This is a genomic window from Shewanella sp. NKUCC06_TVS, from assembly GCF_019345515.1.
Taxonomy (GTDB): Bacteria; Pseudomonadota; Gammaproteobacteria; order Enterobacterales; family Shewanellaceae; genus Shewanella; species Shewanella oncorhynchi.
This window is the reverse complement of record NZ_JAHKQX010000024.1, coordinates 1-22844: the sequence shown is the minus strand read 5'-3', so window position 1 is coordinate 22844 and position 22844 is coordinate 1. Positions and strand designations below refer to the sequence as shown.

The 22844-nt window shown below is 46.7% G+C and carries 15 protein-coding genes; 4 read left to right on the top strand and 11 right to left on the bottom strand.

Annotation, left to right across the window (positions count from 1 at the left end; translation table 11 throughout):
* A complete protein-coding gene (locus tag KO531_RS20685; RefSeq protein WP_219252133.1) occupies positions 1–2034 on the top strand; it encodes a MacB family efflux pump subunit in 2034 nt (677 codons plus the stop codon).
* Positions 2035–2041: 7 nt separating this feature from the next.
* Positions 2042–3505 (top strand): TolC family protein, encoded by a 1464-nt coding sequence (locus KO531_RS20680; protein ID WP_219252132.1) that lies wholly within the window; start codon positions 2042–2044, stop codon positions 3503–3505.
* A 145-nt stretch (positions 3506–3650) separates the two neighbouring features.
* Here KO531_RS20680 and KO531_RS20675 read toward each other — a convergent pair whose 3' ends face one another.
* The 10 genes from KO531_RS20675 to KO531_RS20630 form a co-directional block, all read right to left on the bottom strand.
* The gene (locus tag KO531_RS20675) at positions 3651–4793 is read right to left on the bottom strand and encodes a site-2 protease family protein (RefSeq protein WP_219252131.1); all 1143 of its coding nucleotides are present in this window, start codon (positions 4791–4793) and stop codon (positions 3651–3653) included.
* 231 nt (positions 4794–5024) lie between these two features.
* Positions 5025–5402 carry a DUF4144 family protein gene (locus KO531_RS20670; RefSeq protein WP_028759298.1) on the bottom strand — a complete coding sequence of 126 codons (378 nt, stop codon included), beginning with the start codon at positions 5400–5402 and terminating at the stop codon, positions 5025–5027.
* A 247-nt stretch (positions 5403–5649) separates the two neighbouring features.
* Complete coding sequence (locus tag KO531_RS20665) at positions 5650–7338, bottom strand: FapA family protein (RefSeq protein WP_168826796.1); 1689 nt, start codon at positions 7336–7338, stop codon at positions 5650–5652.
* Positions 7339–7817: 479 nt separating this feature from the next.
* Positions 7818–8861, bottom strand: a complete 1044-nt coding sequence (locus tag KO531_RS20660; protein WP_219252130.1) for a methyltransferase — start codon at positions 8859–8861, stop codon at positions 7818–7820.
* Between the two features lie 184 nt (positions 8862–9045).
* On the bottom strand, positions 9046–10368 hold the full coding sequence (locus KO531_RS20655; RefSeq protein WP_131525066.1) for an alkaline phosphatase: 1323 nt from the start codon (positions 10366–10368) through the stop codon (positions 9046–9048).
* Between the two features lie 74 nt (positions 10369–10442).
* Positions 10443–11396, bottom strand: a complete 954-nt coding sequence (gene gshB / locus KO531_RS20650) for a glutathione synthase (protein WP_219252129.1) — start codon at positions 11394–11396, stop codon at positions 10443–10445.
* A gap of 93 nt (positions 11397–11489) precedes the next feature.
* On the bottom strand, positions 11490–12221 hold the full coding sequence (gene rsmE, locus KO531_RS20645) for a 16S rRNA (uracil(1498)-N(3))-methyltransferase (RefSeq protein WP_105251496.1): 732 nt from the start codon (positions 12219–12221) through the stop codon (positions 11490–11492).
* Positions 12222–12229: 8 nt separating this feature from the next.
* Entirely contained in the window at positions 12230–13009 is a 780-nt protein-coding gene (gene endA, locus KO531_RS20640; protein WP_105251497.1) for an endonuclease EndA, read from the bottom strand.
* Positions 13010–13135: 126 nt separating this feature from the next.
* Complete coding sequence (locus KO531_RS20635) at positions 13136–13795, bottom strand: SprT family zinc-dependent metalloprotease (protein WP_219252128.1); 660 nt, start codon at positions 13793–13795, stop codon at positions 13136–13138.
* A gap of 158 nt (positions 13796–13953) precedes the next feature.
* Positions 13954–15108 carry a hypothetical protein gene (locus KO531_RS20630; protein ID WP_219252127.1) on the bottom strand — a complete coding sequence of 385 codons (1155 nt, stop codon included), beginning with the start codon at positions 15106–15108 and terminating at the stop codon, positions 13954–13956.
* 330 nt (positions 15109–15438) lie between these two features.
* On the opposite strand from KO531_RS20630, the gene blaOXA reads away from it, so the two are divergent.
* Positions 15439–16263, top strand: a complete 825-nt coding sequence (blaOXA, locus tag KO531_RS20625) for a class D beta-lactamase (protein WP_105251500.1) — start codon at positions 15439–15441, stop codon at positions 16261–16263.
* A gap of 164 nt (positions 16264–16427) precedes the next feature.
* On the opposite strand, the gene KO531_RS20620 is transcribed toward blaOXA, so the two are convergent.
* Positions 16428–17339 (bottom strand): LysR family transcriptional regulator, encoded by a 912-nt coding sequence (locus KO531_RS20620; RefSeq protein WP_105251501.1) that lies wholly within the window; start codon positions 17337–17339, stop codon positions 16428–16430.
* Between the two features lie 121 nt (positions 17340–17460).
* Here KO531_RS20620 and KO531_RS20615 point away from each other — a divergent pair, with 121 nt between their 5' ends.
* Positions 17461–22014, top strand: a complete 4554-nt coding sequence (locus KO531_RS20615; RefSeq protein WP_105251502.1) for a biotin carboxylase N-terminal domain-containing protein — start codon at positions 17461–17463, stop codon at positions 22012–22014.
* Positions 22015–22844: the final 830 nt, after the last annotated feature.

The following is a 22844-nucleotide window of genomic DNA, read 5'->3' as shown; positions in this document are numbered from 1 at the left end:
GTGACAACGGCATTACTTGAAATTTCAGGTTGTTATCGCACTTTTCAGGCGGGTGAGCAGCAACTCACTGTGCTGAAAGATGTGAACTTGTCGATTGGCCGTGGCGAGATGGTGGCGATAGTAGGTGCTTCTGGCTCGGGTAAATCGACCCTAATGAACATTCTTGGTTGTTTAGATAAGCCGTCAAAGGGCGCGTATTTTATCAACGGCCAAGATACCTCGACTATGGACGTTGATGAGTTAGCGCAGCTGCGCCGCGAGCACTTTGGTTTTATCTTTCAGCGTTATCATTTACTGGGTGATTTGACCGCCATAGGCAACGTCGAAGTGCCTGCTGTGTATGCGGGTAAAGAACGCACGGTTCGTAAAGACAGGGCCGAGCATTTGTTAACGCGTTTAGGCCTTGGCGACAGGCTTGACCATAAACCCAATCAGCTCAGTGGCGGACAGCAGCAGCGGGTCAGTGTGGCGCGCGCTTTGATGAATGGCGGCGATGTGATCCTTGCCGATGAGCCGACGGGTGCATTGGATAGTCACAGCGGCGAAGAAATGATGCAGTTGTTGCAGGAGCTTCACAGCGACGGTCATACCATCATTATCGTGACCCATGATATGCATGTGGCCCAATATGCTGACCGCATTATTGAAATCAAAGACGGCGTGATCATCAGCGATGAGCGCAGTCAGGATAAACAGACGGCTAAGCCGCAAAGCTCGATGTCACAAACTTCGACGTCGCAAAGCTCAACGTTACAAAATATGGCGCCACAAAAGCCTAGCGGTGCAGTGGCAGCAAAAGATGGCTCGCGTGCGCGGGTGGCTTCGTGGGACAGATATGTCGAAGCGCTTAAAATGGCGCTGGTGGCAATGTCGACCCACAGGTTACGTACTTTCTTGACTATGCTCGGCATTATCATAGGTATCGCCTCTGTGGTTTCTGTGGTGGCCTTAGGTGAAGGTTCGCAGCAGGCCATTCTCAAAAGTATCAGTTCGATGGGGACTAACACGATTGATATTCGCCCCGGTTCTGGTTTTGGCGATAGACGCTCGGCGCGGGTGCGCACCTTAACCGCAACGGACGCCAATGCCCTTAAAAATCTACCCTATGTTGATAGCGTGACGCCAAGCATTGGCTCTACTGCAACGGTTCGTTTTGGTAATAAAGCGGTATCGGCATCGGTGAATGGTGTGGGGCCTGAGTTTTTCCGTGTAAGAGGGTACGAGTTAGCGCAGGGCCAATTTTGGGATGATGCAAGTGTCGCATCGCTCGCCCAAGATGCGGTGATTGATGACAACACCCGTAAGGAGCTTTTTCCTAACAGCGCTGCCGACAATAACTCGGCGATAGGGCAAGTGATTTTCCTTGGAGATTTACCCGTACGTATCATAGGTGTGACTCAACCTAAAGAAAGTGCTTTTGGTAACAGCGATGCGCTTAATGTGTGGGTGCCTTACACCACAGTTTCTGGCCGTATGGTGGGTAAAAATTATTTGGATGGTATTACCGTTCGACTCGATGAAACTGTGCCGAGTAACGCGGCGGAGCAGGGCATTATCGCGCTGCTTAAAATGCGCCACGGCACGCAAGATTTCTTCACCATTAATACCGATACCATTAGGCAGAACATTGAAAAAACCACGGCAACCATGACCTTACTGATCTCTGCTATCGCGGTGATTTCCCTTGTCGTTGGCGGAATTGGGGTGATGAATATTATGTTAGTGTCTGTGACTGAGCGAACCCGTGAAATCGGTGTTCGTATGGCCGTGGGTGCGCGCCAGAACGATATTTTGCGCCAGTTCCTTATCGAAGCCATTTTAGTGTGTTTGTGTGGTGGCACCTTAGGCATCGCTTTGTCCTACTTAATTGGCGTAGTGTTTGCTCAAACGGGGGGCAGTTTCCAAATGATTTATTCCACCACCTCCATCGTTGCCGCCTTTGCCTGTTCGACCTTAATTGGTGTGCTATTTGGTTTCTTACCCGCCCGCAATGCGGCGCAGTTAGATCCCGTTGACGCATTGGCCAGAGAGTAATAACACCATGAATAATAAACTATTTAATCGACCATTTTCGCCTCGTAGCTGTGCTATTGCTGTTTGCACGGCTTTGGGACCAGCTCTGTGCATAGCCCTGTTGAGTGGTTGTGGCAGTGTTATGCGTTCAGACTTTGAACCACCCGCACTGGCTATTCCCGAACAGTGGCAAAACACCACAGTGAATGAGCAAGTGAGAGTTGATCCTTGGTGGCAGCAGTTTCATCAGCCCGAGCTCGATAAGCTGGTCAGTCAAGTGTTGAGCACTAACAATGACTTAACCCTAGCGACCTTAACGCTGCGTAAGGCACGCTTGCAGGCAGGACTAACGCGGGATGATCTATACCCACAGTTATCGGCAAACCTTGACGCTTCCCGTAATCAGCCACTTGAGGGTGGCGATGCGACTAAGAGTTATCAAGCGAAATTGTCCGTGAGTTATGAAGTGGATTTGTGGGGCAAAGTGTCGGCCAATATCGACCAAGCTCAATGGGCTGCGCTGGCGAGCGCCGAAGATAGGGAAAGTACCACCCAAAGCCTAGTGGCGACCACCGCATCCTTGTATTGGCAGATAGGTTATTTAAATCAACGGATTGATTTAAGCCAAAAGAGTATCGAGTACAGTCAGCAAACGCTGGCATTAACCCAAAGGCAGTATGATTCTGGGGCCGTGACGCAAGTGAATGTGCTTGAAGCTCAGCGCAGTATGGCGGGACAAGAGGCTGCTCATAGCCAGCTTATCCAGCAATTAACTGTGGCTAAAAATGCCCTCGCGATATTACTGAATCAGGCACCTGCAGCTGTTCCTGCGCAGAGTTTAGCCTCAGGCGAAACTTGGGTTGAGATTAAGCAACTCCCCGACGTAGCAGTACCTGATGTTAGCGTGGGTGTACCTGCAGATTTGTTAGTGAGACGCCCAGATGTGAAGGCCTCCTTGTATCAACTGCGCTCCGCCTTGGCGAGTAAAGATGCGACCTATGCGAGTTATTTCCCAAGCCTGAGTTTAACCGGCGGTGTTGGGGAGTCGACCTCTGAGTTAAAAGAGTTGTTACGTAATCCCGTTAGCAGTTTAGGCGCTGGGCTAGTCTTACCCTTTTTGCAGTGGAATCAAATGCAAATCAATAATGACATTGCCGATATCGATTATCAAACCGCAGTGGTGAATTATCGCAAGACGCTTTATTCCGCCTTTGGAGATGTCGATAACGCGATTTCGGCTAAGCAGCAATATCGCTATCAAGGGGAGAAATTGGCGCAGCAATTCAGTGCCGCGGCAGCCGTTGAAGCCATTTATGAGAGCCAGTACCGCAATGGCGCTATCGGTATTCAGAATTGGATTGATGCCCAAGAGAATCGTCGCAGCGCCGAGGCGGCTTTACTCGAGAATCGCTATAACCAACTCACCGCCCAAGCGACGCTTTATCAAGCCCTTGGCGGCAGCGATATCGCTCCGCCTTTGGCAAAGGAATAGTGCATTTTTGTAAAAGCATCACAGCGCGACAGAAAAATAAAAAACCGCTATTAATAGCGGTTTTTTGTATTGCATCACTCTGGGCAAGTGCAAGTGCAAGCACTCGTGCTAGTGCCTTTGCGCTGCGGTTAGCCGTTAAGCCACATTAGCTGCGTAATATTTGCAGCGGCAAGCTGAGCATATCATCGCCCGTTCCCGCTAAGTGCCAGATGATGCCGACTAAGGCGCCAACCGTGAGCAAGTACCAAATAACCGAGAAGATTTGCCCATATCTGTCTAATGGCAGCAGGTGGCTTTGATGACGAGTTCGCCACTCGAAAATAATTTCTAAGCTGCCGATCAACAACAAGAAGCCCAATAGCGCTAAGCCTAAGGTGTAGCTGATATACACTCCGAAAGCGGCACCAGCGGCGCAGGCGACCAGCCCCATGATGCTGTTCATCGAAAAACTGATGCTCTTTAAAATATGCCCGCCATCGAGTGGCAAAATAGGCAATAAATTAAATAGGTTAAGCAGCGCATTAAAGGCAGCAAGGCCAGCAAAAAACACATTGCCTGTTGCGTGGTAAGCAATCAAGGAAGCGATGGACATCAAGAGCCCAAAGGTCGGTCCCATGATAGAAATCACCACATCTTGCCAACGTGTATTAATTTTCTCATCGGAAAGCGCGAGTCCGCCCATAAAGGGAATAAGGTAAATCCCTTTGGTTTTCATCCCAAAATATTTCATTGCGCGAATATGGCCATACTCGTGAAATACCAAACAGGCGATAAGTGCGAGGGCGAATTGGAAGGAGAATAGCCAAGAGTAAGCGGCAACACTGGCGCCCGCTAACACCACCTTTATGACTTTAGCGCTTTTTAACAGCTTAAAGCCGAGGGAGGCGAGTCCTATCATGCTGATTTTTTGCTGCTTAACGATGGGCGTTTCTGGTGTTTGGCGTTCGATATCTTTCTCTGTCCGTCGCCCTTGGTCGATAATCTTGTCATCCATCAGCAAGCAGTAATCGAGGCGGAAAGGCTGCCAAACGAGATCGGTTTCGAGGCGAACTTGGATTTTAGCTTCTGTTATGGCGATGGCTTGCTCACCATTTTCTGTCACCAATGGGCTGCTGTGGTGGGTGAGTTCAAAGACATGGACTTTGAGGCCGCCATTATCGACGGAAGCTTCTTTTTGTGAGACTAAGGTGTTGTCCCAGTAGAGTTGTTGCCAGCCCGCGAGCGAGCCTTCTAAGCGCAGTTGTTTGCCTAAGCAGTCAATCTTAAGTAGTTCCAATTTCGGTTCCATCTGTTTGTATATTTAGTGCCAACTTAAACGTCATCTCTTGAGTCGACGCAGAAAACGGTTATTTTGGAGTGGATCTTAAGCGCTTTACCGTCTGGCTTAGCGCTGTTACACCGCGGCAAATTATGCCTGTGAATTGATTATGAGGATATTAGCTTTTAAGGTCATATTGTTTTTTATTGATTAACTGAGTTATTCATAGCCATTTATTATGGCTTATCATGTGCTTGCTGTTTATTCATCGAGGGTACGAACAATTTCAATGCCTTGGGCAATTGTCGTGAAAGCCAGTTTAGCGACACAACATTGTCCTAGTGCTTGGGCATGATTTTGAACCCATTTGATAAATTCATTGAGTGGCAAATCCTGTTTTTGGCGCAGTAATCGAGGTAATTCGCCAACAGGATCTTCATGGATTTTTTGTGGACAGGCACTGATAAGGTATCGCTGCCCTTTGGAGTCTAATAATTGATCGGTTTCGATGAAGTGATGCTGATAGAGACAGGCCAGTTCGAGCCAATCTCTTTGATGTTCTAGGTAAAGTAATTCGTCATTTTGAGTCAGTTTTACAATCGCTGGCCATTCAATACTCGACATCTTAACGCTAGTCATTTCAGATCCTTAGGAAGTTTAAAATGGGCTCTGAGGTATTCTCTGAGATCAATCGGCGGCAGTAAACAAGGATTAGGATTTAGCAAGAAGGTGACTTGGCATACTGCTGCGTGCGTTTATCTGTGAGCAGTATGCCACGCTTGGAGAAGATAGATAGAGGCCAGAACGAGTTCAGAGGTTTGGCTACCGAGCGAAAGCCGCCTCAGCACTGGCTGAGCGGGCAATAAGTTAAGAACCCTAGTGAACCTTATGTGCTCGGTACAGCTTTTGCCTTGGCGTTATAGTCAAAGTTAATCTCTTGATTAACATTGGCAATACAACAAGTGCCGTGTTCACGTGCCGTACGGTGATTTGCTGGACCTATATGCAGCTCAACGTTAAGGAATACGTGTTTAAGCACTTCGATGCGGTATTTTTCGTAGTAGCCTTCGACTTCTTGTTTAAAGGTATCGAATTCAAGCTCTTCACGGGTACGTTCGTCCATGATGCGATTCTTCTCATCAAGCATCATCTTGATTTGCTCAATCATAACCGCGTCAGCTTGCCATTCTGACTTGGGGGGCAGTTTATTGAGGCGAGCCTCGATATCTAAACTGGCGACGACCATAGCTTTAACGCTCTCATCGAGTAGCTTGAGATCTTGCTTGAGTTCAGCCTGTCCCATTGCGCAGTAAACGTCAGTTTTAGTCCCTGCCGTTGCACCTATGACAACCGCCGTGATGCCTTTTTCAGCGTGTGCGACTCCGCCAACCAGATCACCACGACGACCACTAGGATCGCTGACCGTTAAACTGCCGGCGGTTTTGGTATTACTGTGCAGCAACTGTTTAGTGACTAAGATATTTCCTTTGGCAACTAATTGAGAATATTGCACAAATTGGGCGCTGATCTGCCCTTGAGAATAGATATTGGTAGAGTATTCATTGGCTTTAATCTGGCGGCCAATGATGCCTTTACTCACAGTGACATCGCCTTCCGCTTCAAGGGTGGCGGAGTCTACAAACCCCATCACGGTAATATCGCCTGAGCTTTTAACTATCATGCCCTCGTGGACATCACCTGTGATTAAAATACTGCCCTTGAAGGTAACATGGCCTGTGCTGATGTCGACGTCTTTAAGTTGCAGTACATCATCGACATTCATACCTGTACGGGTTTCGACGGGTTGCCCCGGCACTGTGGCGATCAGCTTATTGGGATCTTTGGGATGAAAAGCTGTGCCTGTACCCGCTTGAAGCACGGCATCCTTCCCTGGTTTTTGTTTAAGGACTTCGCCCTTGATGTTGTAGCCCGGAGTGCCTTCGGTGGCTAAATGTTTAACCATCAAGAGATCATTGGCTTTAACAACGATCATTGCGCCTAAATTACGCATATCGACACTGCCATCTTCGCGCTCTTGTGGCTGAAGCAAGCGCTCCCGCGCAAGGAATACTTTGCGTTCTAATACCGCATTGAGTCCATTAACAGGGGCTTTGCCTTGGGCTATTTCGCTTTGGCAGATTTCCCCTGGCTTGAGTGTGCTGAGTTGCTTTAGTAGAGCTTGAATTTTGAGTTTGCTTAGCCCCATGCAGACGTTGTTTTTTTTGAGATGAGTGAGGATCTCTGGCAAATCTATCTGTTTACCACCCCATGCTGCGGTAAGTTTAAGGCTGGCTTGCATTTTATCGGGACTAATCTCGATAGCTATGCTGCCATCGCGACGTTCGGCCAAAGTAGTATAGAGCTCAAATTTTCCATCGTCTTGATTACAAAGAGAGTTGATTTTAGCGACGGTTTTAGTAATGGCTGGCTCTAGCGGAAACAGGGCGGCGAATTCAGGTAAAGACAACAGGCGCATTATGTCTTCATGGGTGACTGGACCATGGACATTAGGGATCAGGCGCAATTCAGCTTTTGTCTTATCGCTGTTTAGCTCTATGAGTTCAGGGTCCAGCATAGGGGCATTCCTAGTAATTGCGTTTTATTCTTGTTAAGAAGCTGTTTTGAGTATAACAGTAGAAACTTAGGGTAAAGAAGCCTTTTTGGCTGCAAAATCAGCAAATGTTGTCATTTTGTTGTTAATGGTCTATGAGTGAATTTTAAAATAGTTTTTTATAAAAAATTGAGTCCTATAATCAGTGTTATCTCTGGTTTTATAGCAAAAATTACTGAATAAACCACAACTTATATTGATTTTAGGTTTAACCATTATTTTGATGTTTTAAATCGAATCCCTATGTTAGGAACGGCTGTTGAGTGACTATAAGTGAGGACTTGTCAGAATCGCTGGCATGCGGCAGACCACAATATTGAATTTTGTAACACGATGAAAGGGAGGTTTTATCTGAAAACAAACAGGGATTGGGATAAGAGTGAGTGGCTGAGTTGCCAATAACGCGCTTCAGCGAAAGCATCTGCGCGTTATTAATCAAACAGCTATTTGTGCTGGAAGTAATACAACTTGTACTTGTTGTTGTCGGCAACCACTTTCAATTGGCCAAATTCGGCAGCGATAATATCGGAATAGGGCAGGTGGCGATTGGCGACTATTTGCCAAATACCATTATGTTGTAATTGCTTAGCGCTATCGGTAACAAAGTTCTGCGCTATGCTGGTGGTGCTGGCGAGGCCATCATGAAACGGCGGATTAGAGATAATGCCGTTAAATTTTCCTGTGGTTTGCGTGAGCCCATCGGATGGATACACTTTGGCTGTCATGCCATTGGCCGCGAGGGTGAGTTCGCAAGAAGCTAACGCCATGGCATTAATATCAACGCATTCTAGGGATAGGCTCGGTTGTGCTTTTAGTAGAGCGGCGGTGATTACGCCAGCGCCGCAACCAAAATCGAGCACTCGGCCCGAGAGTGTTGGTAGGTGTGACAATAATAATTCAGTGCCGAGATCTAACCGTTTTTCGCTAAATACCCCGACTAAATTACAGATACTGATCTCGCCTTGCGGCGTTGTGAGTTGATACTGACTGACCCAGTCGCTAAGTTTCATTGCCGGGGCGCAGCCCTCTAAATTACTACCAAACAGCAGGCAGTGGCGTGCGTTATCGAGTTTCATCCCCGTCGCAAAATACTCAGGCAAGAGTTTAACTAAAGACTTAATCCCGCCTTTGTTTTCCCCAACCACTAACAGTTGGCCGTTAGGCACAAGATGGTTGGCGGCGAGGTTAAATAGATAAGGTGCGAGGGGTTTAGCCTTGGGGAAATAAACGATAACCGTATCGTACTTTTCTGGTTTAATTGGGTCTTGATGTGGCAGTTCGTGGCCGAAGTAGCAACGCAGTTTTGAATTCGCGTGCGGCGCTAAGTGTAAATAATGGTGATAATCCAAGGCGAGGGCATCGACCGAGGCCGCGACATCGAGCAGGGCTTTTGGCAGTAGATCGGCTTCATGATTGAGCACTAACACCTTATGTTGGCTTAGGCTGTCTTGATTACGAATAATGACTTGCGATGGATTAGTTAACACAGTTACAGGCACCTATAAACTTAAGTGTGGGCATTATACCCGTTATTCACGCCCGAGCCAGTTTGCATCGAATCACTGCGCTAAGACCTAATAAAATCCCTAATAAAAAGACCCAATAAAAAAGGCAACTGCATTATGCGGTTGCCTTATGTGATTGCCTTTAATGAAAGGAATCGATTAACGCTTAGCTCTTAGGTTTCTTCGGTTTTGGCAATAAGCTGAAAATCTTATTGGCGATATCAGTATTGTCTTGATGGCCGTTAAACAGCTCAGATGCGGGACCTGCGGCAAACACTTGTACGTCTGTGCCTGTATGGCCGTCGGTTGTCCAACCCGTATCAGTTCGCTTATCAATAACATTGCGAATTGCAACCGCGATGGTTTCTAACCCCTGCATTCTGGCGACCGTTAATGTTGCGATTTCTTCTTCGTTGAGCTCAAAACCTAAACCGCGGGCAAGATCGGCCTGCCATTGTTCACCGCTGATGGCGGCTAAGGCTAATGTGTCGGTACTGGCTGAAATGTTACGTAGGATTTCAGGGTTCCAGTTGTAGTTTCCATCGACGCCAATCGATAGGCCACCGGTGTTATGGTCGGCGGTGATCACCATCAGGGTATCAGGATGTTCACGCACGAATTGCTCAACCACTTCAATGGCATTGGAGAATTCATCCATTTCACCCATGGCTGTGGCAATGTCGTTATTGTGACCCGCCCAGTCGATGAGGCTTCCTTCGACTAACAGTACAAAACCTTGGTCATTCTGCGACAGTAAACTGAGCGCTTTTTGGGTTAAAGTGCTGAGTTTTTTCGCATCTTTTTCATCAATCGCCCAAGGTAATTGGACTTCGGCAAACAAGCCTAGCACTTTAGGTTGGGTGATGCTGGCGAGGTCTTCAAAACGAGTAATATGTTGATAACCCTTGGCTTTAAATTGCGCTAATAGTTCAGGGGTAAAGTATTTTTGACCACCGCCTAAGAATACATCGGCGTTGGTTTCTAGATAGCTGAGTGCTAAGGCGTCGTAGTTTTTACGGCTCTCATTGTGGGCTAAAAAGGCTGCAGGCGTGGCGTGGTTTATCTGGGATGTAACAGCCACACCTGTGCTGAGGCCAAGGGATTTGGCTTTTTCGAGTATCGTCGGCAGCGGTTGCTTTTGGGTATCGACCGAGATCGCCCCATTGTAAGATTTAACGCCAGTGGCGAGCGCTGTTGCTGCCGCGGCAGAGTCGGTAACATAACCACTGACACTGGCGGGATAAGTGCTCGCCATCCCTACAAGTAAACGGTCGAATACGGTTTGTTCGACTTCCTCTGTGTCAGGATTATCTTTGTAGTAACGGTAAGCGCTAGTGTAAGACGGTCCCATACCATCACCTATCATGATGACAATGTTTTTGGGACGCGACGGTGCTTTCGTTGGACCTGTTTCTATGTTGGCCCAAGTCGGAGTCGATAGTAATAAACCTATGCCGAGTAACAAGAATGGCGCTTTGGTGAAACTCATATCACATCCCTAGAAAGTGGCTAGGCGCTTGTGATGTCAAAGCGCCTTAAATCAACAAACTCGTTGGTAAATTTTTATGCTTTGGTGTTAATGCGTGCTTCAATAGCATCCATTAACATGCCGGTGATGTCGACATTAAATGCTGCTTGGATCTCACGGATACAAGTTGGACTAGTTACGTTGATCTCAGTCAGCTTGTCACCAATGACATCGAGGCCGACAAAAATCAGTCCACGCTTTTTAAGTTCTGGACCAATGGCGCGGGCAATTGCCCAATCGCTGTCGGATAAAGGTTGAGCCACACCGCTTCCGCCTGCCGCTAAGTTACCACGGGTTTCGCCTTTCATTGGGATACGCGCCAAGGCGTAGGGCACAGGCTCACCATCGACCACTAAAATGCGTTTATCGCCTTTGGTTATCTCAGGGATAAAGGCTTGCGCCATGGCATATTGTTGGCCATAGCTGGTCAAGGTTTCTATGATGACCCCAAGGTTTGGGTCGTCCTGCTTCACGCGGAAAATCGAGGTGCCGCCCATACCATCAAGTGGCTTAAGAATAATATCGCCCTTCGCTTGGTGGAAAGCGCGGATACGTTTGGCATCACGGGTTACGATCGTTTCTGGCGTGAATTCGCTAAACCATGCGGTAAACAGTTTCTCGTTAGCATCACGTAAGCTTTGCGGCTTGTTAACGATCAACACGCCTTGTTCTTCGGCGCGTTCAAGCATGTAAGTTGCGTAGATAAACTCAGTATCGAATGGCGGGTCCTTACGCATTAAGATCACGTCGAGTTCGCTCATCGGCGTGTCTGTAGCTTCGCCGAGTTCAAACCATTTGCTCGCATCATTGAAAACAGTTAACGGACGCATATTGGCCATAGCCACACCGTTGACCATAGCAAGATCGGCCATTTCCATATAAAACAGCTGATAACCTCTTTCCTGCGCGGCCATTAACATGGCAAAACTGGAGTCTTTCTTAATGTTGATCTCACTGATGGGGTCCATCACTATGCCGAGTTTTATCATTAATCTGTTCCTTATTTGTCGCCGTTTGCAGGCAAAAAAGCATTTATTGGATAATGGGGTGCCATACCACCGCTGTGTGCGGTTGTGGACGGTCTAGCCTAAATCACCAAATCTGAGTTGCAGTGCCGTAATGGCGGTGAGCGAGGCGGTTTCGGTGCGTAGCACTCTGGGGCCAAGCAACACATCGGTAAACTGATAGGTTTCTGTCATGGCGATTTCTTCCGCCGACAAACCGCCTTCTGGGCCAATTAATAGTCGCACGCGGGTATGGGCTAAATCTAAGCCATTGATACCGTGTGCGGCACGTGGATGCAAATTGAGTTTAAGCGCCGAGGTCGGCTCACTGCACCAATCGTGTAAGTCCATCGCTGGGCGAACCACGGGCACTTGGCTGCGTCCCGATTGCTCACAGGCGCTCACGACGATCTTCTGCCATTGCTGAATTTTCTTTTCTAGGCGTTCACCGTTAAGTTTCACACCGCAGCGATCTGAAAACAGCGGCGTAATCGTATTCACGCCAAGCTCGACTGATTTTTGAATGGTGAACTCCATTCTATCGCCACGGGAAATCACTTGGCCTAAGTGTAAGTTGAGTGGCGACTCAGATAAATTGGCCTCACAGGAGAGCAGCTTTACTGTGACATGCTTCTTACCTGCGTCAACAATTTCAGCAAGATAATCATTGCCATCGCCATTAAATAGACTGATATGTTCGCCGTTGCCCATGCGTAGCACCTTGCCGATATGGGCCGCGCCATCTTCGTCTAAGTTCAACTGTTGATTGATGGCTAATGGCTGAGGTTGATAAATTCTTGGGACTCTCATTGTCGACCTTATTCGGCTAATTGTTGACGCTGTGGTGGCGCATTACAGGCATTCTGCACAAAGGGGTTATGGTTACCTTGGGTTTGCGCTATGGCGTTATCACGTTTGCACTCAATAGTATCAACTGGATAGGTTTTATCCCATGCCTTAAATAATTTTAATTGGCTAGAGGCGATTTTAAGACCATAGGTCTGCTGCATATAGAGGTAGGTTCTGGCTATCTTACCGCGGGTATTCGCAGGAGGTTGTGCTTGACGATTCTTAAAGTCGACTACCATAGCACATTGGCCATATTGGTCGGCCTTACCGTTCCATTGGCTAAATCGGAAGTTGCTGCGATCGCCATTGACCTCACCAATTGCGGGCACCAAATTATGCATGTCCGATTCCATCTTATTAAATTCATTACTGTTATCGGCACAGTTTTTACGGCCACCCTTTTGCCAGCATTGGAGTTGATGGCCAAATTCCCAGGCGGGGACTATGTGTTCCCACTCGATACGGTTGGCGCGGGTTTCCTGTTTACGGACTTGATAACCACAGCTGGCGAGATCGGGTTTCCACGATTTGCCTTTGATCTGAATTTCACAGCCACAGTAAAAGCTGACTGCGGGCAGAGTACCTTGGCGACTGCCTGCGTAGAGCGCCTGTGACTTGGTTTTCGCTTGGCTGAAACTGCTGGGATGTGACACTGAGGCACTTGCGGGCACAGATAAGGTCGCCGCCCAAGTGATTAGGCACAACAAAAGTCGCCGTGAATTAACGGTTAAAGAAGCTATGTTCAAAATTTATCCCAAAATAACAAACACTACGCGAGCCTTTGGCTCGTCTTTTATGGCGTGATGGTAAGGGAAATATCGCTGTTTATGCAAATTGAGTCGTACTTAGGTGGGAGTTTTGTTTGCTGAAAGTCGCTAGATCGCAGTTAAATGGGTCTTACAGCGTTTACAGATATAACGACTTTCACCGCGCAGCACCTTGTTATGGCGGCGAATACTCAGTCGAATTGGTCCACAGGCGCAGCGATACTCAACATCGCGACTCGTAACTGAAGTGGTATTAAAGCTATGTGTGGTACTCGGATTGACCTTAAATACCGTTAACATCAAAGATTGCCATTCTTTACCGTGGGGCTTGGTTTTGCCAAAAAGCTGAAAACACAGTAAATGACAAATTTCGTGGGGGACGACCTCAGTCAGAAATGCCTCGCTGTTTTCGCGTAGCAATACAGGATTGAATCGCAAGCGATTCTGTTGCAGATGAGCCGTACCCGCACTCTTACCCCTTAGACTAAATTGAGTGACTGGGCGTGGAAAAGTGCGCTTAAGCGATATCTCGGCCTCTTGATAACAGGCTTCAATTCGCTCTAGTACTTGAATTTGTAGTGACGAGAGTGGGCGTGATGAACCGGTGAAAATATGTGCTTGAGCCGGATTTTGTAATGGTGGACTCGTTATCACCTGCGACTTATCTTGGCTTTGGCCCAAGGCTGCGTACGTCGATTTTGTCAGCGGGGCAAGTGCTTCACTGCTGCGACGGCGTAAGGCATTGAGTAAGTCAGCGGGTTTCAGCATAGGGTTAGCGTTGGATCTCGTCGGTTAAAGATAAAATTGAGTGCTTAAAACTTATCGGTGATTAAGCCTGCCTAAGCGTTCACATCAGAAGCGTTCGCATCATAGCGAACGCTATTTGACAATGCCAGTTTCGGCCAGTTTCAGCCAGTGTGACTTGGCTATAAACTCGCTGCCGCCTGCATCACCATAGTGCGTACTTGTTCGACTATGGCTTGCTCAGTATCGGCATCATAGCCTTTGACTCTTGGTGTGTGAATGTGGCCGACCTTGGCATGGCTATTAAACTTTTGCTGCAAGACTATGGCGCGATAGGAGATTTCATTAGAGAGATAACCGCCGCCAGAACCTTCGACTGAGGTTTCGTTTTGCAGTTCGCTTAATGACGTCGCGCTAAATTCACCGCGGGCAAGGGTAGTGACAGTATGGTTATCATTGACTTTCCATTGACCATCTTTGACTTGCATAGCCGAAACAGGCAGTGAAAACTCCACAAATTCGGGGCCGATAAAATCTTTACCATTAAGCTTTGGGGCAACGGGTGCGGTTTTCGTGCCGCCAGTGAGTACGTTTTGGTTATCGGGCGCCGCTGCGCTGCGATTTCGCCCTGGGAAACGTTCGATATCAAAATCAGTTCGGCCCATGCTAACGGTGAATACAAATTGGGTTTTGGGATCGCGATAAATCGGGCTCAATAGCGACTCGATAAGTCCTTGATCAAAATCTGCAAAACGTACTGGCACCATAGCGGCTTCTATTTGCGCCGTTTTACCATTAATATCAAAGCGAAAACCATCCAAGGCGAGGGCGACTAAACCTGAAGGATTACTCTGGGTGATATCTTTGTCGAGGAAGAAAGGATCGAAACCAGTGAGAAATATTTTGATTTGGACATCATCACCATATTGAATATCGCTAAAACCCCGTGAGGCCTTTTCAACCGCACTCATTAATATGTCTTGTTGCCAATCGGCCATTTTAAAGTTGGCGCTGGTGGTTTCTAGACTATTAAGCATGGCAAGGCGAGCCCAGTATAAAGGTCGGTCGTCAAAATGCCCTGACTGTACATCGCGGACAGCTTGTTGCCACAATCTGTGTCCTTGGCGCGCCGCTAATTGGGTGGCGTCAACTTCGTTTTTCTTTGAGCTCAGTTGAGCCAGACCATCGTCAAGTGCTTGATAGCGAGTGACTACGTCGCCTATGGTTTTTTCGGCTGTTGGTAGGCGGGAAACTTCAACATCACCCAATAGCTGCACAGCACTGGCTGTAGTCATTAAGCTGGTGGTGAGGATGAGTGTTAACACTGGCTTCAACATGTTTGGCTTCCCTGTAGTGATTAGACGTTATTCATTGGAAATAATGATTATTTTTTTCGTGCGGATAGTCTCTTATGCCAAAAAGTATGCACTACAAGCTGAGGGTAATAAAGTTAAGCTCAGTGATCTTTGTCATCTTATGCCAATATCTTCTATCACAAATCATATGGCGCTGGCATTAACCCATCTGTAACAGTGCAATAGGGTCTAGTTTGCCTCTTTTTTGCCACAATTGGTCAGCAGTTTGCTAGGGCATGCCAAAACCCTAAGTGATAGCCTTAATCACTTTTTTAGTTCATTGGATTGTGTGTTTTTCTACAAGGAGACTTTATGCGTTTGTTCACCATATCAGCTGTGCTGGTGATGTCCTCTATTTTAGTGTCGTCAAGCTTAGTGGCGCCGACTTTTGCATCTACTACAGCTAAGGAGTGGCAAGAAACCCGCAGTTGGGATGCTAGTTTTACTCAGCATCAAACTAAAGGCGTAGTGGTGTTATGGAATGAAAACAAGCAACAGGGATTCACTAATAATCTTAAACGTGCCAATCAAGGTTTTTTACCTGCATCGACGTTTAAAATTCCTAACAGTTTGATCGCGCTAGAGCTTGGCGTGGTAAAGGATGAGCATCAAGTCTTTAAGTGGGATGGTAAAAGTCGAGATATCGCAACTTGGAATCGTGATCATAACCTTATTACTGCAATGAAGTATTCGGTTGTGCCTGTCTACCAAGAGTTTGCTCGCCAAATTGGTGAGGCGCGTATGTCGAAGATGATCGCCTCGTTTGATTATGGTAATGAGGATATTTCGGGAAATTTGGATAGCTTTTGGTTAGATGGTGGCATACGAATTTCGGCTACGGAGCAAATCGATTTCCTACGTAAGCTTTATCACAACAAGATACACGCTTCTGAGCGCAGTTTACGTATTGTTAAGCAAGCCATGCTGACTGAAGCGAATTCTGACTATATTATCCGTGCGAAAACCGGTTATGCAGTCAGAGCGGAGCCAAGCATTGGCTGGTGGGTAGGTTGGGTTGAACTCGATGATAATGTATGGTTTTTTGCGATGAATATGGATATTCCCGACGCCGCAGGTTTACCATTGCGTCAAGCCATTACTAAGGAAATCTTAAAACGGGAACGCGTTATTCCTTAGCCCATGCTAGGTAGCGTAAGCATAGCGTATCCAAACCTTGCGAGAATTGCGTATGACGCTGCCTACTTAGCTGACATCAATCGTGATACTGAAAGCCTAGACTCAGATCTAGGCTTTTTTATTGGGCTTTCTTGAAACAGGTTTCTTTGATGCGACGGGAAACGTTAACCCATTAGGGATTGCAGGCTTTCTTGGCTGCTGAAGCGTTTTACAAAGAAGTCTAAGAAGACACTGATGTTGGTGGCCAGTTGGCGTCGGCTCGAATAAACCCCGTAAACCTTAAAAGGTTCAATCGGCCATTCCTGTAAAATCGGTACTAGCTGTCCATTAGCAAGTTCGGTCTTACAGGCTGAATTGGATAACATGGCGATGCCAAAATCATCTATGGCTAATTGCTTCACCATTATCGGGCTGTTGACCCTCACTTTACGCTGAAAGTTCGCCATGGTTTTACGTGAACCTTTACCCAGTGGCCAAATTGGTGCTGAGCGAGAAGTCCCCAATAAAATCCCACTGTGCAGGCTGAGTTCCTTTGGAGTCGCGGGTGTGCCTTTGAGTTTTAAGTATGCAGGGCTTGCCACTAAAATTGGCTGGCGTTCAAACAGTAATCTTGCGACTAAGTCCGACGATTGAAGTGGGCCATATTTGATGGCTATGTCATATCCTTCACCGACTAAACCAATATCGTTGTCGGTAAACTGGACATCCAATTCAACATTGGGATATAAACGCATGAATCCGCTACAGAGGTTAGCGATAAGTTCTTGGCTAAATGACACTGGGATTGCAATGCGTAATGATCCTGACACATCATCGTGAGTATTCTCGATAACTGCCTTGGCCGCTTCTACCTCATTGCGAATCGAATCACAGTGCTGATAAAAGAGTGCCCCGATTTGGGTCAAACTCAAATTACGGGTGTCGCGCTGTAGTAATCGCACGCCAAGTTGTTCTTCTAGCTGCGCGATTTTGCGACTTATGGTGGATTTTGGGTGGCCGGTTTCACGTGCAGCTTGGGAGAATCCCTTCGCTCTAACTACGGCTGCAAATAGCATCATACCGTTTAAATCTGGCATGTTATTCCCACTGTCTCATATTTGGAACAAAGCGTCCTATGCAGTTTAATGGCATTTGACGGGATAACAAAGTTATATTTATTGGCTAAAAATTTTCAGAGGCTAAGCAGAGGATCTTTTGATGACCAGCAATAATCAGCCCAAACACATGACTCAAGCCCAAACGCCCGATCCGCTTTTTTTACAGGCCGAGCATTTGGCAAAAGATTTTTCTCTGTTTCCTAAGCACAGTAAACAGAGTTTATCGGAAGAAATTAAAGGTCTTTTAAATGAGGATGCTATTCAAGCAAACTTAAAAGACTTGGCATCTTTAGATGTCGACGGTTACGTTGCTAAAGTGATCCAGCCGACCCAAGATAAAGGTCGTCCTGGTGCAAAACGTATTATTGCCGATCTTAAAGGTCGTTTGATTACGGAAACTCACTTGGGCTCTTTTTACAGTGCTGAGGTCGAGCTGAACTTTGGTTCACGCACTCGTCGTATTGGCTTTATTGCCCAAGAACGCACTACCGCTAACGGTGCTTGGATGCCTGAGCATCATTACGCCGCTTGTAAAGCAATTCGTCATTTCGCCGAATTGTCTATGCCGATTATCTATTTAATTGATACCCCAGGGGCGGATGCTGGCGAAATCGCTAACAGCCAAAACCAAGCGCATTCAATTTCTAAAGCTATCGCAGAAAGTGCCAACGTTGACGTACCGACAGTCGGTATCGTAATTGGTGCTGGTTATTCTGGTGGCGCAATTCCATTAGCGGCTGCGAACATTCTGTTGTCGTTGCGTGACGGTATTTTCAACACGATCCAGCCACAAGGTCTGCAAAGTATTGCCCGTAAGTACAACTTATCTTGGCAAGAATGTGCGAAATCTGTCGGTGTATCACCAGAAGAGCTTTATACCTCAGGTTGTATCGACGGTATTATCGACTTTTCACCGGGCGATCGCGACGAGCGTCAGCACAATCTGCGCCGCGCTATTATTAGCAGCGTAGAAGCGGTTGAGCGTGCAGCGATGAATTTTGTGCGTGAATCTAAAGATTTACGTGAGCATTATGATCGCAGTTTAACTCGTTTCCTTAATCCATCTAAAAACTTGATGGCTTTGGAACTGAACGCAGAATTGGCTGTGGCAACGAGCCCGACCAGTCACCATAACTTGTTCGGTAGCGCCTATCGCTATTTGCGTTATTTAACGTTACGTAGCCGTATCCATTCTATTTCTCAAGAGCAATATGGCCGTCTATCACGTGCTAGCGTGCCAGAAGGTGATCTGTTGGCACGTATTCAACAGGAACAAGACCGTGTGTTCCAAGCTTGGTTGTCTAACCCTGACAAGCTAGTTTATGACGAAGATTTGAATAAATTGTGGACTAACTTTGTCGCTAAACGTGACGAAGTCTCTACCGAGCGTAACATGCTGACACGTTTGATTTTGGGTGAGCCAAAAGAGAACTATAAAAAAGCACGTAAGGCGTTGTTATTCAACATCAGCTGGTCTTTATATCACCGCTGGAAGAGCAATGCGGCTAACAACTTTAAAGGGCTGATTCAGCACTTAGAAAGTTTGCCAAAGTCTGTGACTCAAGCTAAATGGCCTGAGCTGAATCAGCTGACTGTGCTTGATGTGGTGGTAAATGAAGAACTGCGTGAAGACTTTATTTGGCAATGCCATAACATTCTGATCTTCAATGCCTTGTATGACAACGTTGTGGGCAGCTTAGCGTCAATCGCGAAAGAAGCCATGATGTCGAAGAGTTTGTCACGTAACTCAGTGAACAACCTGTTGCACAAGTCAATTGACCATGCATTGTCGACGCAAGATACCTCGAACGACAAAGCTAAGTTCTATAAGTGGCTCAAATATTTTATGGGTCAATCGAACCGCGCCGATTTGCTGGTGCGAGTAGAGCAGTGGAAGAGTGTGGGTTTCCCACAACTTAACGACAGTCTATTCGTGGTACTGACTTACTTCTTCGAGCGTTTACTGCCTGAGTATTTCGATAGTGAAAGCGATACCAGCAAGTACACTGGCGCGATCAACCCTGTGCGTATCGGTCGTCGTAAGGACTTCTGGAACCGCTTGACCATGGGTTATCAGGATCTATTGATCCAAAAAGTGCTGCGTGACGAAAAACGTAAAGGCAACATGACTTGGGAAAATGTGGTGAAGCAGTTCTTTACCCATTTCGAAGAGATCAACGGCGACAAAATGTCGGCTAACTTGCTCAACTTCCCAGGCTTCCGTTTATCGATTGAAGACGCATTAGATAAAGGCATTCGCCCATGTGGTTTGATCACAGGTATTGCTGACTTTAAAGAAAAAGGTCAAAAAGTGCGTGTGGGTGTGGCAGTGTCTAACACCGCATTCCAAGCGGGTGCATTCGATATGGCCAGTGCTGAGAAATTCTCTGCACTATTAATCGAGTGTGCTAAGCGTAAATTACCCGTTGTGTGCTTTATCAGTTCAGGCGGTATGCAGACTAAAGAAGGCGCCGCGGCGCTATTCTCTATGGCTGTGGTGAACGATCGTATCACGCGCTTTATTCGTGATAACGAATTGCCAGTACTGATGTTTGGTTTTGGTGACTGTACTGGTGGTGCGCAGGCGAGTTTTGTGACTCACCCATTGGTGCAAACTTACTATCTGTCTGGTACTAACATGCCGTTCGCAGGTCAAATGGTGGTGCCAGCTTACTTACCATCAACGGCAACGCTGTCTAACTACTTGTCAAAAGTACCTGGCGCAATGGCGGGCTTAGTACATAACCCATTCAGCGACAATTTAGACTCTCAGTTAGCGGGTATCGATCCTCTGATGCCAATGCCTTCGGCAAAAATTAACGATGTGATCATCAATGCACTGTCGACCTTAGTGGTTGAAGCTACTGTTGAAGAAGAAGTGATCGTGCAGAACGATCCACGTAAGTTAATGAAGCCAATTAACAAAGTATTGGTTCACGCCCGTGGTTGTACTGCGGTGAAACTGATCCGTAAGGCGCATGACAATAATATCAATGTGGTATTAGTAGCGTCGGATCCTGATATGACGTCAGTCCCCGCGGACATGCTCAAAGAAACCGACAAGTTAGTTTGTCTCGGTGGTAATACATCGGACGAAAGTTACTTGAACGCATACTCAGTGCTGAAAGTGGCCGAATATGAACAGGTTGATGCATTGCATCCTGGTATTGGTTTCCTATCAGAAAGCCCGCAGTTTGCTGCATTGTGTGTGAATAACGGTGTTAACTTCGTCGGTCCTAGCGTGCATTCAATGACGACTATGGGTAACAAGTCGAACGCAATTAAGACATCGCAAGCGCAAAACGTACCTGTCGTGCCTGGTTCGCACGGTATTCTGACCAATGCTGAACAAGCCGTAAACGTGGCGAGCGAAATCGGCTATCCAGTATTGCTTAAAGCGGTACAAGGTGGTGGCGGTAAAGGTATTCAGGTTGTAAAACGTCCTGAAGACATGATTGGTTTATTCCAAAAAACCGCAACTGAAGCGGCCGCCGCCTTTGGTAACGGTGACTTGTACCTAGAGAAATATGTGACATCACTACGTCACATCGAAGTTCAGTTACTGCGTGATAAGTTTGGCAACGCGAAAGTATTAGGTTTGCGTGACTGTTCGGTTCAACGTAACAACCAAAAAGTGGTCGAAGAATCTGGCTCTACTATGCTGCCGGATGAGCTGAAGCGACAAGTGCTGGCCTATACCCGTGCCTTAGGCGACGCGACCGATTACATGGGCGCAGGTACCGTAGAGTTTATCTATAACTTAGATGCTAACGAAGTCTACTTCATGGAGATGAACACGCGTCTGCAGGTTGAGCATCCAGTCACGGAAGCGACTTCAGGTATTGATATCGTTAGTGCGCAGTTTGATATTGCCGCTGGCCGTTCAATTGCAGCGTTAGAGCCTAAAGAAATTGGTTATGCGATGGAAGTACGTGTGACGGCTGAGAAAGCGGCGCTCGATAGCCATGGCATACTGCAGCTGATCCCAAATCCGGGCAAGATCACTGAGTGTGTGTTCCCAGATCATCCAGATGTGGAAATCATTTCGATTGCTGCTCCAGGTAAAGAAGTATCGCCATACTACGATAGCTTGATTGCGCAAATCATCATGCGCGGTGAAAATCGTGAGGATGTAATTGCCAAACTGTATGAATACTTAGACAGTGTAGTGCTGAAAGGCATCGCGACTAACATTCCGTTACTCAAGCTGATCCTGAAAGATGGTACCTTTAACGAAGGTGTTTACGATACTAACTATCTGCCACGTTTAATGGCTGAGCTCGATATTCCTGCGTTGATCGCAGAAATGGAAGCTGCCGCTGAAACTGTGGAAGTGGACACTGAGTCACTGCGTGTTGGCGAAAGTAACGAACTGAAAGTGTTAGCCCAAGGCGCAGGTATCTTCTATACCTCTTCTGCACCGGGTGAAGCGGATTTTGTGAAAGAAGGTGACATAGTCACAGTCGATCAAACGCTAGCACTAACAGAAGCGATGAAGATGTTCTCGCAAGTGACCTTAGCCGGCTTTAACCGTCAGAGTGCGATTCTGTACCCTGAAGATAAGAAGTATCGTATAGAGCGCATCCTGAACAGCAATGGTCAGCAAGTGTCTCAAGGCGATTTACTGTTCGTGGTCTCGCCTGTTGAAGAATAAGCTCAGCGTTTAACGCCATAGCTGAATAAGAAAATACCCGTCATTGGCGGGTATTTTTTTGCTTCTAAATTATTGCTTCTAAATTATTGCCACTAAATTATCTGTCACTAAATATAGGTAAGCGAACATGCCACTCTTAATGTGCATGACGTCTTTGACAAATCAACTTAGCTTTAATAGATAAGCTCATAACTAACAAGTGGCCAATCTCAGCTTTGTGCAATACGACCTGTATTTCTGATTAAGTCGGCAAAGAGTTTCTTTAATCTGTCGTTCGCCCATTTATCAGAACAAGTAGCATCAAGAGCCCACCTCTGGCCTCGAGAATTAACGGAATCTCCATGCTTTATTCGTAGTAATAGAGGCTCATCAAATCTCATTTTAAGTTGAAACTGAGTCTAAAACGAGCAGGGTGTGGATAACTTTGGGGGTAAGTGGTGGGTATGGTGTGGCTAGATTAGATAATTAGAATTAACTGCAAATTTCCTGAAAATAGGGGTTGCACAAAAAGTTTCACTGCCTATAATGCGCATCCACTGACACGGCAGACAGCGTTAAGCAGCCTGATGTGACAGTTCATCGATGAGTTTACTAATTGATGAGTGTTGAGAAAGTTTGCAAAAACTCCTTGACGCGAAACGGGAAATGCGTAGAATACGCAGCCCTAGCCAACTGGAAGCGTTCGGCGCTCAGTGTGGTACTCACCTTCTCTTACGAGGTTGAGTTGCTCTTTAACAAGATAAAACAAGAAATCTGTGTGGACACTCACAGGTGTTGAGTTAATCGAAACTGCTTAACCTTCGGGTTGGCAGTCAAAAATTTAAATCAAT

Coding starts and splice junctions, on each gene's coding strand:
- KO531_RS20680 (WP_219252132.1), top strand. CDS start 2,042: ATGAATAATAAACTATTTAATCGACCATTTTCGCCTCGTAGCTGTGCT.
- KO531_RS20675 (WP_219252131.1), bottom strand. CDS start 4,793: ATGGAACCGAAATTGGAACTACTTAAGATTGACTGCTTAGGCAAACAA.
- KO531_RS20670 (WP_028759298.1), bottom strand. CDS start 5,402: ATGACTAGCGTTAAGATGTCGAGTATTGAATGGCCAGCGATTGTAAAA.
- KO531_RS20665 (WP_168826796.1), bottom strand. CDS start 7,338: ATGCTGGACCCTGAACTCATAGAGCTAAACAGCGATAAGACAAAAGCT.
- KO531_RS20655 (WP_131525066.1), bottom strand. CDS start 10,368: ATGAGTTTCACCAAAGCGCCATTCTTGTTACTCGGCATAGGTTTATTA.
- gshB (WP_219252129.1), bottom strand. CDS start 11,396: ATGATAAAACTCGGCATAGTGATGGACCCCATCAGTGAGATCAACATT.
- rsmE (WP_105251496.1), bottom strand. CDS start 12,221: ATGAGAGTCCCAAGAATTTATCAACCTCAGCCATTAGCCATCAATCAA.
- KO531_RS20635 (WP_219252128.1), bottom strand. CDS start 13,795: ATGCTGAAACCCGCTGACTTACTCAATGCCTTACGCCGTCGCAGCAGT.
- KO531_RS20630 (WP_219252127.1), bottom strand. CDS start 15,108: ATGTTGAAGCCAGTGTTAACACTCATCCTCACCACCAGCTTAATGACT.
- blaOXA (WP_105251500.1), top strand. CDS start 15,439: ATGCGTTTGTTCACCATATCAGCTGTGCTGGTGATGTCCTCTATTTTA.
- KO531_RS20620 (WP_105251501.1), bottom strand. CDS start 17,339: ATGCCAGATTTAAACGGTATGATGCTATTTGCAGCCGTAGTTAGAGCG.
- KO531_RS20615 (WP_105251502.1), top strand. CDS start 17,461: ATGACCAGCAATAATCAGCCCAAACACATGACTCAAGCCCAAACGCCC.